Origin of the sequence: Pseudomonas sp. PLMAX (assembly GCF_046042685.1) — a bacterium.
In the GTDB taxonomy this organism is placed as follows: Bacteria; Pseudomonadota; Gammaproteobacteria; order Pseudomonadales; family Pseudomonadaceae; genus Aquipseudomonas; species Aquipseudomonas putida_AE.
In genome coordinates, this window is sequence record NZ_CP064950.1 from 332,688 (window position 1) to 346,758 (window position 14,071).

Consider the following 14,071-nt stretch of genomic DNA (forward strand, 5'->3'; position numbering starts at 1 on the left):
GGTAGTGTCCTGTTCAGCCAGGGGGCCAGAAACTTTCGAGTCCTGGTCGACTACAAAATGCTGTTAGCGGGACGACTGACCGGATGAGATTGAACGTCCCCCAGCGGAGAAATCCGTAATCGCGCAAGGCGATTCGAAAGTGGTGTCCGGAGCAGCTGTTGGTCGAAAGACCAATGGCAAAAAGAAACCCGCTTCGGCGGGTTTTCTTTTGTTAGCCGGCAGCGATTTGACCGCCACCGACAGGCTTAAAGCATCAGCCGCGATTCATTGGCTGCAGATTGATCTCAACACGGCGGTTGTCTTGACGACCCGCTTCTGTTGAATTGCTTGCGATAGGTTGGTCAGGGCCAGCACCAGCGGTCGACACACGAGTTCCCGCTACGCCCTGGGCGATCAGGTAGTTGGAAACGCTCTGGGCACGCAGCTGCGACAGATCCATGTTGCGCTGGCGCGAACCGGTGCTGTCGGTATGGCCGATGATCGTGATCGCGCTCTGGTCGTATTGCTTCAGCGAAGCGGCTACCTGGTTCAGAGGGTTGTAGAAGTTGCTGGCGATGTCGGAAGAGCTGCTCTTGAAGGTGACATTGCCGGGCATGATCAGCTTGATGGCATCGCCCTGGCGCTGAATGCCAACGCCGCTACCTTCCAACTGCCGGCGCAGTTCGGCCTCTTGCTTATCAGCGTAGTAACCGTAACCAGCTGCGGCGGTGCCGGCGAGAGCCGCCCCGATCAGAGCACCTTTGCCACGGTTGTCGTGGCTGATCGCGGCACCGGCAACGGCACCAGCCAAAGCGCCCAGGCCACCGTAGGTAGCGGTTTTGTTCATGCCATCCCCTGCGCAGCCCGAAAGCAAGGCAAGCATGGTCGATGCGGCAATCAGTCGAACTGTGGTTTTCATCTTTTCCCTTCTCACATCAAAGCACAGTGGTAGTCCACTGGCCTGCTTTTAGCCGGCAACGCAGTGGCACCGGCGCGATTGTGTCAATTCTATCAAATTGTTCTGATGGAGGTAGGGAGATCCTCCATTTTTGGCAGCAACCGAAAACTCGCAAATTCCTTTTGATGATGGACGCGGAATTTCAGGGTTTCGGCAAACTCCTCAATCGTAACCATCTTATCGTTCATGCCCTCCTTTCCAAGCCACTTGGAGAGATTCGTTTTCGATTTCACCATGTGCGCTTGGAAAACACCAACGTAAGTCCCGTCCTTCGTGACCAGGATGTCGCCCCATGTTTTGGAGGAAATACCGAAGGCAGTAAAGTGCCTTGATGATCCGATACCGGGCACGCCGACCGACTCTGGTTTGTCCCATCGATGGCGGTCATAAAGCTCTTGCTCGCGCTGCAGGACATCGGCAGGTATGTCCACCAGACGACCTCGACAATCCTGAGGCAACGGCACCTTGAAAGCCGACTTCCAAGCGTGTGTGGCAACGTAGTACGAGGCAATCGTCGCCTGTTCAAGCCTCCTAAGCTCTGGATTGAGCTGAATCTCAAGATTGAGCATCACACACCAGCCAATAAGGATTTTGGTTTTGAGCGGATCCCCCTTGAAGGATTCGGCCAGCTCCATAAATTGATCCTGTGGAGTGCGTCCTGGCTTCAAACCAAGGAGTCCACCGGACTGGCTACACAGTTCACCAATGTCGCGGGGGAATACCTTCGTGAGAGCCTTGCCAATGTGGGCTTTGCAGTACTTGATAACCACTGAGAAGTCGTCCCAGTCAGCCACATCAATCTGGGTGAAGCCAATGAACAAACCATTGTGTAAGAGGTGCGCATTGCCGACCTTAATCGAACCCTCTTCATGACACTGCAGCATCAGTAACCACCAATTTTTTCAATGAACGAGCAGGCAACTCGCCGCTTACCAGCAGGCGAAGCCTGTAGACTCAAAAACGAATGGCGGATATTGCCAGCTCAGCGCCTAGGATTCCATACCTCACGCGCTCATGCGGCCCTCTCTGGATCAGTGGCCATTCACCAGGCATTAAAAAACCCGGCACCAGGGCCGGGTTATTCTGATCAGGATCACATCGAGGGTTCGGTACCGCTCGGGCCGTCGCGCAACGGCTTGTGCTCGCCATCTTCCCTCACGAACTTGATCGCACGGGCCAGATTTCGGAACGACTCAGGATCTTCCTTTGTGGCAACGCAAAGGCATCTGGCAGAAAGCGCATCAAAGGCAACGCTACGCTTGAGCTCTTCATCGTCCCGAACGATGCATACCATCAACGAACCCTCGGGGAGTTCGTTACCACCAACTACGTTGGAATGCATGATGGAGACGAGTGGAATCGCCCACTGCGACAGGTTCTCTACTGATGTCAGGTCGAATACGAGGTTTACCGGTGTTCCTTGAATCTTGCTTACGCTTTCGAGGCGATCAACCAGAGATCCATCCAAGTGGTTCAGTTCTAAAACCGCAGTCTCACCAGGCAAGTCATTCAAGATCTCCTTGAGGCTGTGAATCGAGCCATCCCCAGGCTTCTTGACGATCATGAAGTTGTTTGTCGTGACGGCGCTCATATACCACTCCCTAAATTCTTTGACTGTCGGCCCAGCAGCGGAGCCCGACCGACGTCCTTAACGACACTTTACCCGGCTACAGATCGGAGCATCAACCTGGAGCTACTTGTAGAGCGGCACCGGCCCGGCAATCCAGGAAGTCATGAGGTGATGACGCCATGGATGCGGGGAATGCCCGCCAGCACTGAATAGCCGTTCCTCCACAACATGGGGATGGAGGCTCTGCGTGGCCCCTATGTGCTCGACCATCGCGCAGTAGTCCTCGTAGTGGTCGGCGGTGACGCGGTCGACCACGCGCAGGCGCAACGCCTCGGGCTTCGTATTGGCTGTCGCACGGGTCTCTGTATTAACCAGGATTGCCGGCCACTTGGATTGACCAGTGAGCAGATGGGCGCTCCGTGCCGTCCATTGATCAAGGATGTAGCCATCCCCTTTCGGGTCTGCAAAGAAAATGATTTTCGTGAAGTACGCCGGCCCCATGCCGGGCATCTTTTTTGCCGCTTTCAGCTTGGCGAAGGCGGTGAATGCCGATTTGCGCGTGTGCTTACCCTGTCTGACCTCATCACACAGCGGCAGCCAGTTAGCCATGGTCGGTAGGAGCTTACGGGCATTGCGAGCACTCATCTCGCCCCAGGCCAGGGTGCTAAGAACACAGACCTCGGTGCTGACTGCTTTGTTTGCCCACAACGCACGTAGCGTCGAACGTGTGAAGCCATAGGACGGCAAAGCGTATAGCCCTTTCAGGGATGAATCGACACTCTGCAGCCAGTCACTTGGCGCCTTGCCGGGCCACGTGGCCAGGGCTACCTGGTTATGCTTTTTAAACAGGTCGAGCTGGGTTTGCTGGATAGTCGGGAACAAGGTCTTTACTCCGGGAAGGTTGTGAAGGGTTTTAGCCCCTGCGAACATAAAGGGCGTGGTTATTACCACTCCTCTCCTTCCAATCGGCCAGGCCGAGCTCGGACATCTTAATGCGGAATTTCTTGCCAAGGCTTTTGCGCTGGCCGGCGTCAAGCGCTTCCCAGTCTTCAGCGTTGCACACGTTGGCCAGGAAGAATTCATACCCGCCGTTAAGGGCGGTGACATGCTTGATCGCCCGTTCAATGACGACATCGACGGTGACAGGCTGGCTTTGGGTATTGGTCTGAGCCTGGGCCTTTTCAGGCGCCACCGAAGCGACCAGGGTAGCGATCACATGAGCCTCAAGCGTGCGCTTCTCGGCCATAGCCGATTGCATGACTTTCATGAGGATCGCGTCGGGTAGATCGATACTGATAACGGCCATTCTTTCCTGTCTCCTTTCATAAGAATGACGTAAGAATACCGAAAGAATTGAATTCAGTCAACTGAAAGGCCGCTACCCGCCACCCTGGTCTCTGCGCTTACGCGGAATCAGTTTTTACCGCTTCTACGGCTTTCCAGCGGCGGTGAAGCCACCTGTCGATGTCCATTTCGATGTTCTGGCCAGTGATAGCAAAGAACTCTTTTGCCTTCCATCTCGCCAATTCTTTGATCCTCTCAAGCCCCTCCTCCGTTGCCGAGCGTGAGACCTGATACGGTACGCCCACATCATGGATCAACTTGTGGAAAGCAAACTCAACTGCGTCCGCCTGCTTGTGCTCAGCCTTGGAAAGCTTGTTTGGTCTCGAGGCCCATCGTAGGCGCCTGGCCTTGGCAAGTTGGTAGATCATGCCTGGAAAGGTACCCAGGGCGATTGCCAGGAGGCAGGGAACTCCAAGCCCAAGAAAGGCAAGGATTGGCATCCTGAACGTCGGTACGAATGACAAGCAAAATGGCACCAAAGCCAATCCGCCAATAACAATCCGCCAATCGTTTCTTCGATCCGGACAGCCAGATGGAAGGCGTTGAGCCTCATAGAAGGAGTACGCAGCCAACAAAATCAATGCACCAGAAACGACGACGCCAGAAACGCTCATAAAATCCTCCGTAGCCTGTTGTTATTTTTTTTAGCTACGTCACCAGGATACACGGCCCGCATCACAAAGTGATGCTATCCCTGTCGAGGATTTTCTTGAATGCCTCTCGGCGCCCAAGCCAGGTATCGATATGTTTCTCGATGTCGTGACCGGTGAGCGCGAAATACTCTTTCGCCGTCGCTCTTGCAGCGCTCTCCATCTCCTCCCGGCCAACATCCGTTGCAGGCTCGAATGTGGAGAACTTCCGTCCCATGCGGTTCAACAATTTGTCGAACGAGAACTCAAGCTTGTCCGCCTCTTTGTGCTGTGCTGAGGTGAGATTTTTTGGCCTTTTAGCCCATCTCTCATCCCTCAATTTTAGATGCTTCAAGAATGTTCCTGGAATGCTTCCAAGCATGATCGCAAAAAGGAACGGAATCCCAATCAGGGCAGATAGCGGGGTCGCCAGGCACAGCAGGGACATGAACCCAATCGGAATCCTCCAGTCGTCCCGACCATCTGGAAAGCACGTTGGGATGTATTGAGCCTCATAGTATGAATACACCATCAATCCAAAGGATGAGGCACCTAACCCCGCCAACAAAGCAATCTGCAAAGCACTCATCGAAAACCCCTTTGGCTTAGCCAGCCTTTTTCATTCGTTTCTTCATCTCGTCACGAAAGCGCTTTTGATCTTCCTTCTGCTTTGCTTTTCGCTCAGCGATCTGATCTTTGTTGGCTTCGAGGTACTCAGCCTTTCGCGCATCTGCAAAAGCCTTGGCCTGAGCCTTCATGGCCGGCTTACGCTCATCCATGATCTTCTTTTGATCTGCCCGGCGCTCCTCAAGGAAAGCCACCTGCTGCGCAGTCTTAACGGGCTTTGGCCGCTTAATCTTAGGCGCCCGAGCTTTAACCGTGTTGGTGAGCCCTGGGGAAGGAGTTGGTGCTGGCGCTCGCTGGGCTATTCGTTGCTGTGCTGGCGCTGGTGACAGCTTACGCTCGGATTGGATCTTGGCCTTTGGTGTGACCTTCTTCGCCGGTTTGTCACACTTCTTGACGATGGGTTTTGCCTTGCGCTCTGGCGCCTTGTGCTCCACTCCAAGCTCTTTCCACTGAGCAGCCACTAAATCGTCCTGCTTCCCGTACTTCGTCTCCCAGCGGCGCTTGTGGGGGTGCACAGCCAGGGCCGTGCCGTCGTCCACGTGGTGTGGGGCGCAGAGTGGCAAGACGTGCATATGGGCGCCAGGCTTTGTCCGGCCATGCACGTGGTGGATGCTGATGTGGGTATTGAACACCCCTTCCTGCCTGCAGGCTACGCAGCCCAGTTGCGCGACTTTGTCGTGAAGGAGCTTCTCCGCGTCGGTGACTGGACGGCCTTTCATGCTCATGGGTATTCCTTTAGAAAATCATCAACTGAAATCTGACAAGCCAGGCGTTGTACGACCAAGCAATAGCAGCCTCTTCCTTAGGGAGAGACGTCAAACGGTGGTCGAAAATACGCACCAAAGGCCACCCTGTCAATTTTTGGCATTTGTTTGTTGCACTCGAACCATCCTGTATATTTCCCCTACCCCAGGCACCCCGCATCCATGGAGCTCTCATGAGCACGACCACCCAAGGCCAAAAGACCGTAAACACCAAGCAAACAACAGACACACCAATGGACTTTCTGCCGGGGGTCGACCCAGCGTGGGCTCAGGAATACCTGGATATCAGTCAAAAATACGATCATTTCACCTCCTGCTTCCTCATGCTCCACATCTCGCCTCGCCTGGTGAAGATCGTCGTGAAACGGCCCGAGAGCATTCTCAGGTCAATGAAGGCAAACTGGGAAAGCATGGAGCCAGGGGAAAAGGTAACGGACACCTGGGAAGAGGAGGAATCAACCAGCCTGGAGCTCTGGGCAACACCACCCAAAAATGAGTGGAAGGTCATTGATCTCGAGATTGCCCTTGATCTCTTCAAGGCCGGGCTTACCCCTATGGAGGCGCTGATTGAGTGCCATTCAGATTCGGATGACGGATCCGAAAACGACCCTGTGCTGGCCGGATCGCCACCCATGATTGAGATGATGATGCTTCTGATGCTGCTCGCTATGTTCACAATCGGAGCATTCACCTACTTCGACTCGGCAAAACCCTTTTAACTAGCTGGCATAGAAAACACTGGCGTACCAAGGCCATAATGGGTGACTGACGCAACAGGAGTGCCCATCAACATGCCCAATTCAAACGTAGAAATCACCCAGCAGCTCCTTGACCGGCACCAACCCGGTAAGGATGCAAAGACAGTGCTGGCCAAGTGGGATTTAGGTCAGTCAAGAAGTATGGTGCCAGATGTCATGATCCTGACTGACATCCTCTACGACGCCTTTGCACAATCCAGGCTTCGCGGGCGCCCTCGAAGCCCCAATATTGACATCGTCGACCCCTCGTTTTTGCTCAAAGAGCTGATTTACCGGTATCTGAAGGATGTGCTTGGTACCGAGTTCATTTCCCAGAGCGGGGCGCTGTTCGATCAGGCTAAGTCCTATCGTCAACTTTCGTCCCATGTAACAAGCGACATGCGGCGCATTGAACGGGAAAAGAGCTTCCAGGTGCTGCACAAGGACGGTACTAAAGCCCTTGAAGCTCACGATCAATTGCTCCAAGCGGTCTATCTCATGGGGGAAGCTAAGCGCATCCTGCATGATTCGCTTGGGCAAAAGGTCAGGGACTTGTATGCGAGTGGTGAGGTGCGTGGCATCCCCGCCATCCCCGGCACCAGCGGCAAGCGTGACAACCCCTTCAGAATTCCGATGCTTGAAGACATCCGCAGGCGCCTCGAGGATGCCCAGGCCACTGTTGAAGGCATGGACAACAAAGAGCTGTCGCTGAGGCTACTAAGAAGCTTCGGGGAAGCCAGCGTGGTCGATAGAGACGTAGAGTACCCAGTGTATGGGGTCTCAACCATCTACGCCTACGCCCCGATCATCATTGACCGCCTGCTCAATGGATGGAACTTTGACAACAAACCGACGATGGACAGGCTTGCCGAACAGATGACGAGCGCCACGGCAGATCTACGAGCTATCAAAAACAGATTTGATCGTTTGCAGACTGGTCTCGAACCGTAGGTTACCCAGTGATGCGGTGAATGCAGGCACGGGGTTCAGGTATCTCTGAACCCCCTGCCCTAACGCTCAACCAATCAATCGTGTCAAATTGACGGGAACGCTGAGATCAATCCATGTTGCATGGCCTCAAGACCAGGGCGGTGGTAGTCGGTCATATAACGCTCAACTGACCATGGCTGCTGCAGGATTTCCTGGGCTGTCACCGGCTCCTGATCAAACAGTCCGAAGCTCGAGTAGTAGTCCTTGAACTTGAACTGCCAGGCCGGGCTCATGTCGAGCGTAAGCCACTGATTTGGTACGCCAAACGAGTCAGCCACTATCAAACCATGCAGACTCGTGGACAACACGAAGTCGCAAGAGGCTATCTCCTCCAGCACCTGCTTGACCGGCGAGAACACATTGATAATCCGTGAATTTGGGATCGCCGATAGCAGTGCCGCGATCTCCGGAGAGTCATGGTGCATGAAGTGCGGAATCAGCCCTACACTGATTTTTTTCTGGATGGATTTGCCGATGAGCCACGGCGACAGCAAACCCGGATCACCAACCACTGGCTGGCTCTTCAGGCCCTGGATTTGTGCTTTGCATTTTAGGCCACGCACGGCGTGGTAGTGGTGACGTCCAGAAAATACGTCGCCTGGATTACCCGAACCTGTGCCCCAGATGTGCAGGCGGCGCGGAAACCCCAGGATTTTAGCCTTCCGTTCACGTCCTAGGACACTGCCAATCGCGATCATGTCAGCACGCTGAATTGGTGCGTAGGCGACCTTGCGACCGGAGAATATCTCGACCAGTTCAGCCGAGAGGTAGTCCCCGAAATTTTGTCGATTGGAGTCTTCTCGACCACGACCTCGGCACCAGTACAGATTGATCGGTTTCATTTCGTAAATCCCTGAAATTACAGTCAAAAGATGGCGCAATGATACGCAAGAAACGACCTGATTGCGCAATCTTTTCTTCATTGATTAGCGTTGTATTGACAGCACCTGGTCTCAATCCTTGCTTGGCATCAAGCTCTTCTCAGCCTCGTTACGAGCTTCTTCGGCACCGACCGCTATCAGAGCGTACATAGTGGTCACGAGGGCTGGCATTGCGTACATGTAAACTTTGGTGACCAGGCTCATTAATTCGCTGAGCATATCCTTCACCGCATCGAGTGGCTCACCACTTGAATATGGGCTCTCGATAAGGCTCTGGAAGCCCACCTGAACAACCATGATCACCGCAAACGCGAATAGCAACATGAGCTTCGCCTGCTTGCGTGCTGCCGGCGAAACAACCAGCATCGCGATGCATAAGCACAAGCATGTGAGGTAATACCCAAGGGTTATTTGAGTGAACCCTAGATTCTCCGCTGCCAGGTTGGCCAGGGGCGTGTTGAGGATGATTGCAGCCGCGACTGCAGAAGTTGCCAGACCAGCAATTGCACCACAGAAAATCCGAGTAAATGCGTTCATTTCACGCCCTCCAGTCCCCAGCCATTCGGCATATCGAAGTAAATTGTGGCCCCACCACTGTATCTGACCTCGTTGACCTGAGAGATCGCGGCTTTGTACTTCCCATCCAGTGCTACGACGTTGTCCTCACCACCCTGGCGGCAAAGGGTTCCCAGCTTCACGCGTTGCTTGGCGAGATGCTCAACAAGGGATTTCTTGTTCACTGGTGCATCACGGGGGTCATCCCAGGTCATGGCCAGCCACTGAGGGTACAACACGAAGGGCGACGAACCTCCGGAATCATCGATGATCATCTTTCTGTCAAAGTCGATGGTTAACGACCCATAGCATGGTTCTGCAAGCGGGGCATCGAGGAGCTGTAACATCTCGTCCCATGGTGTGTTCGAAATCCAGGAAAGATCCGGTTTCGGATCTTCTAAATACAGCCCAAAGCGCAGATCCAATAGAACGTGGCCGCAGGATTTCATGCCAGACCAGTAGGTCTTCTGACCTTTGTGGATGATGATTAAATTCACATCCTCGATAGAGGCGCCCATCGCCCTCTCCTCTTCAAAATTCGATTTCAAGACCGGATCCTGAGGGATACACGGCGATTTCTAGCGGGAATAGATAAGGGCCGGTATCCCAACCCCTACTGATAAATCCTCGTGAGAGGTCTGGAAAATACCACGGACTGAGGCATTGTCAATTTACGGCCTTTGTTATCGTGTTTCTTCGCGGTATCGTGTCCCGGCCAGGCCCCTCAAAATTCATGGGGGAGCTGATTTATTCAACGAAAAAAGGAAATCCTATGCTTCTTGGTGCAATTTTCAGTGTCGCCCATTTGGCACCTATCGCCACCGACATGTTTGTTGATTATCTGGCGAAACGCCTAGTATCGACCGTCATTGACGAGACCACTAGCAGGGCAAAGAATGCAGCTGGGAGCATCGGCGATGAGCTTCTTGGAAAACTCAAATTCTGGGATGACATTGCTCCCAACCCCACGCCGGCAGGGAAAGAGAAATCAACCGTCGAGCGCGTGCAGCAGCTCGTCAACGAGACCATGGCTGAAGTTGGTGTGACAATGATCAAAACCGACGAGCTGGAAGCTCTGATGAAAGTCGCAGCAGCAGCCGATGGCCAAGGCGACTTGAAGCAAGCCTTCGCAGCCTGGAAAAAGATGGCAGAGCAACAGCGCAAACCATAAGGTAAAAATCAGTTTCAGGAAATCGTATGGGAGGTGCCGGCGAAAGAAGTGCCGGCACCAATCAGTGATCCCTTGGCGACTGGGTCAATTCGACCTCGGCGCCTAGCAGGGCTCAATCGACGGAAATGCATTTCGAAAGTGATCAACGAAAGCCGTGACCAGAGTAGAATCCCGCTCGTGATGAGCAAGGACAATCCCGCTTTCACAACCCTCATCTGTTATATCAATGGCATGCAAGGAAGAAGCTTTCACCATCGACTCGGGAAGCAGAGCTATGCCGAAGCCTGACTGGATAAGCAACGACTGCGTGGTTTTTAATGAATAAACCTGCGCTGACTTCGGAGTAAATCCTGCGCGAGCACAAAGCTCAAAAGACATATAACTAAGCCCACCGCGTTTTGGATGAGCTATCGAAACGAATGGCTCATCTCGCAACTCGGCAAGTGATATAGATTGTCTTGATGACAGAGGATGATCTTGGCCGACTGCCACGACAACCTTCTCACTAAACAACGTAATAAGTTTGATGTCATCTAAATGATGTAACACCGGCAACCGAAACAACCCAACATCAATTCGATTATTAACCAAATTCATTAGTTGTGTTTCTGAAGACTCTTGCGACACTTCGATATTAACATCAGTCATGTCCTCCAGATAGCCACCAAGCGCCTCCTTTAACCGCCCTATAAGCGGTACAGTGCTGGCATGACCAAGCCGTATTGTACCGCTTAGACCATTACCTACTGAAGTAGCCAGTCGTGCTGCGCTGTCGACGTCGACTAAAATTGCTTTTGCCCTTGGCAAGAAGGCTATCCCAGCATGTGTAAGCTGAGGCTGCCTTGCGGTGCGCTCGAATAAAAGCGCCCCAAGGTTACTTTCCAGCTCCTTCATTTGTCGACTTAACGCGGACTGAGCAATAAACAGTCTCTGCGCTGCGCCACTGAAGCTTCCATGTTCCGCGATTTCTACAAAATATCGCAACTGCTTCATTGAAATCATAAGAGCTATGCCAAAATGTGATCAGAAATGTGTCTTTTTCATATTAGTAGATTTTCGTCCTGTTGGGTAGGGTGATGAACCAACACACCAGGGAGATCTCGATAATGCCAGACGCTTTTCTCCACGCCCCATTTGACAATGCAACATTGGCAATTATGTTCGTAACCATTTGCCTGTCTTACGTGATTTTTTCAATCGCTGGTTTTGGGACGGCGCTGGTAGCGGGGCCTATTTTGGTGAATTACATGCCTCTGTCGCAAGCGATACCCCTGCTAGTGCTTCTTGACTGCGTGGCAGCATTTGGAAAGCTAGCGCGTTCTCATAAACATGTCGTGCGAATTGAACTGACTAGGCTGGTGCCATTCATGGCAATCGGCAGCATGGCTGGTATAGCGGTGCTACTAAAAACAAAGTCTGACGTCTTAATGCTCGCGATGGGATGTTTCGTAACCTTATACGCGCTGTATATGCTCACAAAGCCTGTACGAACTAGTTATATATCTCCAGCGTGGGCGATGCCACTAGGTGTTGGCGGCGGGCTGTTTGGCGCCCTGTTTGGCAGCGGCGGCTTCCTCTACGCTATATATTTGAATGGCCGGACAAGCACAAAGGAGGAAGCGAGTTCCACTCAAAGCACATTGATAGGAATTAGCACACTTGTACGCATTACCATGCTCACCATAGCAGGCGCCTACGCCGACCTTGCGCTAGTTGTGACTGCGATCTACTTGTTGCCAGCTTTGTTGTTAGGACTTTGGGCTGGCGAACACATCTCATTTAAAATGTCTCGCAACATGTTCACCAAACTAATAAACATTATCATATTGGTTAGCGGCATCACTCTTGTGTACCGAGCCTATTTTGGTATCAATTAAAAAGAATCTGGCACAACTGCCTGTAATTAACTATCTAAAGTGAGGTTTCCAATTGAAAAATGCTCAAGCTCTTCGTGATCTATTGAATTCAGGAAAAACCATTATGGCTCCTGGCGCCTATGATGGCCTGTCGTCAAGACTAGTAAGTTTGGCTGGCTTTGACGCCGTGTATGCAAGCGGTGGCGCTATCGCCAGGTCTTCTGGTTATCCGGATATCGGGCTTCTGAGTTTTACTGAAGTTGTCGAGCGAATTGAAAAAATTGTAGAGGCCAGCGATATCCCTGTTATTGCAGACGCCGACACTGGTTTTGGCGGAACTGCCAACGTCCAACGAACAGTGAGAGCATTGGAACGGATCGGCGTAGCAGCCTTCCACCTGGAAGATCAAACGTTCCCTAAACGATGCGGACACTTAGACAACAAGTCGCTTATTGATGTCGAAGAAATGTGCCAGAAGATCAAAGTAGCGCGAGCTAGCTTGCAAGACCCTAATTGCTTGGTGATTGCCCGCACTGACGCGATTGCGATTGAAGGTTTCGAGGCAGCACTGGTTAGGGCTCAGCGTTACGTTGAGGCTGGTGCCGATATGATTTTTGTAGAAGCCCCGGAGACCCTCGAGCAAATTCAAATTATTGCCCAACGCCTTCCTGGCCCTAAGCTCATGAACATGTTCTATGGCGGCAAAACCCCTCTCGTTTCTCTGCCGGCACTTGCAGAACTCGGCTATCAACTTGTCATCGTGCCATCGGATCTACAGCGAGCAGCTATCCATGCCATGAAAAAAACCCTGGTTGAACTCCAGCGTGCTGGAGATAGCCACGCCATGGCGGCTGAATTGACGAGCTTTTCCGAGCGAGAGTTGATTATTCAAACTGCAAAGTATCTGGCTCTCGACGATTTGTAAAAACCGACTTTTAGCTGATATGCACTACAAGGAGATGGCATGTTATACAAAGGCGAATGGAATCCCAACGAACTCGATTACCGGGCGCTCGCAGGGCAATGGCATGTGGTTTGTCTGAGTACGGATGTCGGAGCCGATCAACCCAAGGCTGTGCGCTTGCTTGGCGAGGAATTGGTTCTGTGGCGAGACGAGCAAGGAAAGGTCAATGCCTGGAAGGATTACTGCGGCCACCGGGGTGCAAAACTGTCACTTGGTTGCGTCAAACAAGGGCAGATTGAGTGCCCTTATCATGGATGGCGTTACAGCAGCCAAGGCGAATGCACATTAGTCCCAGCACATCCTGAGCGAAGGGGCCCATCATCAGAACGCCTGATATTCCGTCACTTCGCTGAAGAGCGCTACGGGTACATCTGGGTTAGCTTGGAGAAACCGCTGCGACCGCTGCCTGAACTGCCACAGTGGCAAGACGACAGCTTCCGCAAGGTGTTTGCGGGCCCATACCTTTACAACGCAAATGCGTTGCGCTCGCTCGAAAACTTCATCGATGCATCACACTTTCCCTTTGTGCATGCCAATCTCAATGGTCTGCCGGACGCACCTGAACCGCTGAAGCGGTACAACGTGAAGGAAGACGAACATGGCCTCCACTCTTCTGAAATTTGCGTCTTTCAACCGTACGGCGACCATCGTGGGATACCGGTCAATGCCCGCTATACCTATTCAGTCCTGAATCCTACGACTGCATATTTCGTCAAGAAAACTGGTGAAACGGAACGCTTCTGTACATTTTTCAATGCCACTCCCGTGGATGAATCGCAGTGCATTATCTGGCTCATAGTCGCTATTAACTACGGCCAGGATCTCACGCTCGAACAGATCCTTTCTCGGCAGAACATTGTTTTCGAACAGGATCGCCGTATTGTCGAATCCCAGCGCCCCGCCCGCCTGCCGCTAGACCCCCACGCGGAAATGCACGTGGTAAGTGATCGAATGGGCATTGAGTACCGCCGCTGGATCCGTGCGCTGGGTGAAGCAGCATCCACCAGTAAACAATCTCAGGTCATTGAATCTGTTTCCATCTGACA

At 52.6% G+C, this 14,071-nt stretch carries 18 protein-coding genes; 6 read left to right on the plus strand and 12 right to left on the minus strand.

Annotated elements, in window-relative coordinates; all coding sequences use genetic code 11:
• Nucleotides 1-253 precede the first annotated feature (253 nt).
• The 8 genes from DKB71_RS34295 to DKB71_RS34330 all read right to left on the minus strand — a co-directional run bounded on the left by DKB71_RS34295 (nt 254) and on the right by DKB71_RS34330 (nt 5,832).
• Nucleotides 254-898: an OmpA family protein gene (locus DKB71_RS34295; protein ID WP_408602155.1), complete on the minus strand. Its 645-nt coding sequence runs from the start codon at nt 896-898 to the stop codon at nt 254-256.
• Nucleotides 899-990: 92 nt separating this feature from the next.
• Nucleotides 991-1,821 (minus strand): hypothetical protein, encoded by an 831-nt coding sequence (locus DKB71_RS34300; protein ID WP_408602156.1) that lies wholly within the window; start codon nt 1,819-1,821, stop codon nt 991-993.
• Nucleotides 1,822-2,030: 209 nt separating this feature from the next.
• Nucleotides 2,031-2,528 carry a hypothetical protein gene (locus DKB71_RS34305; protein WP_408602157.1) on the minus strand — a complete coding sequence of 166 codons (498 nt, stop codon included), beginning with the start codon at nt 2,526-2,528 and terminating at the stop codon, nt 2,031-2,033.
• Between the two features lie 102 nt (nt 2,529-2,630).
• Nucleotides 2,631-3,389 (minus strand): hypothetical protein, encoded by a 759-nt coding sequence (locus DKB71_RS34310; RefSeq protein ID WP_408602158.1) that lies wholly within the window; start codon nt 3,387-3,389, stop codon nt 2,631-2,633.
• 31 nt (nt 3,390-3,420) lie between these two features.
• A complete protein-coding gene (locus DKB71_RS34315) occupies nt 3,421-3,813 on the minus strand; it encodes a hypothetical protein (RefSeq protein WP_408602159.1) in 393 nt (130 codons plus the stop codon).
• Nucleotides 3,814-3,910: 97 nt separating this feature from the next.
• Nucleotides 3,911-4,465 carry a hypothetical protein gene (locus DKB71_RS34320; RefSeq protein WP_408602160.1) on the minus strand — a complete coding sequence of 185 codons (555 nt, stop codon included), beginning with the start codon at nt 4,463-4,465 and terminating at the stop codon, nt 3,911-3,913.
• A 61-nt stretch (nt 4,466-4,526) separates the two neighbouring features.
• The gene (locus tag DKB71_RS34325) at nt 4,527-5,069 is read right to left on the minus strand and encodes a hypothetical protein (RefSeq protein ID WP_408602161.1); all 543 of its coding nucleotides are present in this window, start codon (nt 5,067-5,069) and stop codon (nt 4,527-4,529) included.
• 16 nt (nt 5,070-5,085) lie between these two features.
• Nucleotides 5,086-5,832 (minus strand): Ref family recombination enhancement nuclease, encoded by a 747-nt coding sequence (locus tag DKB71_RS34330; RefSeq protein ID WP_408602162.1) that lies wholly within the window; start codon nt 5,830-5,832, stop codon nt 5,086-5,088.
• Between the two features lie 212 nt (nt 5,833-6,044).
• On the opposite strand from DKB71_RS34330, the gene DKB71_RS34335 reads away from it, so the two are divergent.
• Together DKB71_RS34335 and DKB71_RS34340 are read left to right on the plus strand one after the other, a co-directional pair.
• Nucleotides 6,045-6,590: a hypothetical protein gene (locus DKB71_RS34335; protein ID WP_408602163.1), complete on the plus strand. Its 546-nt coding sequence runs from the start codon at nt 6,045-6,047 to the stop codon at nt 6,588-6,590.
• A 72-nt stretch (nt 6,591-6,662) separates the two neighbouring features.
• Nucleotides 6,663-7,559 carry a hypothetical protein gene (locus tag DKB71_RS34340; protein ID WP_408602164.1) on the plus strand — a complete coding sequence of 299 codons (897 nt, stop codon included), beginning with the start codon at nt 6,663-6,665 and terminating at the stop codon, nt 7,557-7,559.
• A gap of 83 nt (nt 7,560-7,642) precedes the next feature.
• On the opposite strand, the gene DKB71_RS34345 is transcribed toward DKB71_RS34340, so the two are convergent.
• The 3 genes from DKB71_RS34345 to DKB71_RS34355 all read right to left on the minus strand — a co-directional run bounded on the left by DKB71_RS34345 (nt 7,643) and on the right by DKB71_RS34355 (nt 9,582).
• Nucleotides 7,643-8,440, minus strand: coding sequence for a polysaccharide pyruvyl transferase family protein (locus DKB71_RS34345; protein WP_408602165.1), 798 nt, complete (start codon nt 8,438-8,440; stop codon nt 7,643-7,645).
• Between the two features lie 111 nt (nt 8,441-8,551).
• Nucleotides 8,552-9,016: a hypothetical protein gene (locus DKB71_RS34350; protein ID WP_408602166.1), complete on the minus strand. Its 465-nt coding sequence runs from the start codon at nt 9,014-9,016 to the stop codon at nt 8,552-8,554.
• A complete protein-coding gene (locus DKB71_RS34355; protein ID WP_408602167.1) occupies nt 9,013-9,582 on the minus strand; it encodes a hypothetical protein in 570 nt (189 codons plus the stop codon). Before DKB71_RS34355 ends, DKB71_RS34350 begins: the two co-directional genes overlap by 4 nt.
• Nucleotides 9,583-9,767: 185 nt before the next feature.
• On the opposite strand from DKB71_RS34355, the gene DKB71_RS34360 reads away from it, so the two are divergent.
• A complete protein-coding gene (locus tag DKB71_RS34360; protein WP_408602168.1) occupies nt 9,768-10,205 on the plus strand; it encodes a hypothetical protein in 438 nt (145 codons plus the stop codon).
• A gap of 102 nt (nt 10,206-10,307) precedes the next feature.
• Here the strand turns inward: DKB71_RS34360 and DKB71_RS34365 are convergent, their stop codons facing one another.
• A complete protein-coding gene (locus tag DKB71_RS34365; RefSeq protein ID WP_408602169.1) occupies nt 10,308-11,207 on the minus strand; it encodes a LysR family transcriptional regulator in 900 nt (299 codons plus the stop codon).
• Between the two features lie 104 nt (nt 11,208-11,311).
• Between DKB71_RS34365 and DKB71_RS34370 the strand changes: the two genes are divergently transcribed.
• From DKB71_RS34370 to DKB71_RS34380, 3 genes are read left to right on the plus strand one after another with little or no spacing between them, the layout of a single operon-like run.
• Entirely contained in the window at nt 11,312-12,082 is a 771-nt protein-coding gene (locus tag DKB71_RS34370) for a sulfite exporter TauE/SafE family protein (protein ID WP_408602170.1), read from the plus strand.
• A gap of 52 nt (nt 12,083-12,134) precedes the next feature.
• On the plus strand, nt 12,135-12,986 hold the full coding sequence (locus tag DKB71_RS34375) for an oxaloacetate decarboxylase (RefSeq protein WP_408602171.1): 852 nt from the start codon (nt 12,135-12,137) through the stop codon (nt 12,984-12,986).
• A 39-nt stretch (nt 12,987-13,025) separates the two neighbouring features.
• Nucleotides 13,026-14,069, plus strand: a complete 1,044-nt coding sequence (locus DKB71_RS34380) for a Rieske 2Fe-2S domain-containing protein (protein ID WP_408602172.1) — start codon at nt 13,026-13,028, stop codon at nt 14,067-14,069.
• Nucleotides 14,070-14,071 lie beyond the last annotated feature (2 nt).

What these genes read in the sequence shown, in the direction of transcription:
- DKB71_RS34295 (WP_408602155.1), bottom strand. Translation starts at nt 898, where the DNA reads ATGAAAACCACAGTTCGACTGATTGCCGCATCGACCATGCTTGCCTTG.
- DKB71_RS34300 (WP_408602156.1), bottom strand. Translation starts at nt 1,821, where the DNA reads ATGCTGCAGTGTCATGAAGAGGGTTCGATTAAGGTCGGCAATGCGCAC.
- DKB71_RS34305 (WP_408602157.1), bottom strand. Translation starts at nt 2,528, where the DNA reads ATGAGCGCCGTCACGACAAACAACTTCATGATCGTCAAGAAGCCTGGG.
- DKB71_RS34315 (WP_408602159.1), bottom strand. Translation starts at nt 3,813, where the DNA reads ATGGCCGTTATCAGTATCGATCTACCCGACGCGATCCTCATGAAAGTC.
- DKB71_RS34320 (WP_408602160.1), bottom strand. Translation starts at nt 4,465, where the DNA reads ATGAGCGTTTCTGGCGTCGTCGTTTCTGGTGCATTGATTTTGTTGGCT.
- DKB71_RS34325 (WP_408602161.1), bottom strand. Translation starts at nt 5,069, where the DNA reads ATGAGTGCTTTGCAGATTGCTTTGTTGGCGGGGTTAGGTGCCTCATCC.
- DKB71_RS34330 (WP_408602162.1), bottom strand. Translation starts at nt 5,832, where the DNA reads ATGAGCATGAAAGGCCGTCCAGTCACCGACGCGGAGAAGCTCCTTCAC.
- DKB71_RS34335 (WP_408602163.1), top strand. Translation starts at nt 6,045, where the DNA reads ATGAGCACGACCACCCAAGGCCAAAAGACCGTAAACACCAAGCAAACA.
- DKB71_RS34340 (WP_408602164.1), top strand. Translation starts at nt 6,663, where the DNA reads ATGCCCAATTCAAACGTAGAAATCACCCAGCAGCTCCTTGACCGGCAC.
- DKB71_RS34345 (WP_408602165.1), bottom strand. Translation starts at nt 8,440, where the DNA reads ATGAAACCGATCAATCTGTACTGGTGCCGAGGTCGTGGTCGAGAAGAC.
- DKB71_RS34350 (WP_408602166.1), bottom strand. Translation starts at nt 9,016, where the DNA reads ATGAACGCATTTACTCGGATTTTCTGTGGTGCAATTGCTGGTCTGGCA.
- DKB71_RS34360 (WP_408602168.1), top strand. Translation starts at nt 9,768, where the DNA reads ATGGGGGAGCTGATTTATTCAACGAAAAAAGGAAATCCTATGCTTCTT.
- DKB71_RS34365 (WP_408602169.1), bottom strand. Translation starts at nt 11,207, where the DNA reads ATGATTTCAATGAAGCAGTTGCGATATTTTGTAGAAATCGCGGAACAT.
- DKB71_RS34370 (WP_408602170.1), top strand. Translation starts at nt 11,312, where the DNA reads ATGCCAGACGCTTTTCTCCACGCCCCATTTGACAATGCAACATTGGCA.
- DKB71_RS34380 (WP_408602172.1), top strand. Translation starts at nt 13,026, where the DNA reads ATGTTATACAAAGGCGAATGGAATCCCAACGAACTCGATTACCGGGCG.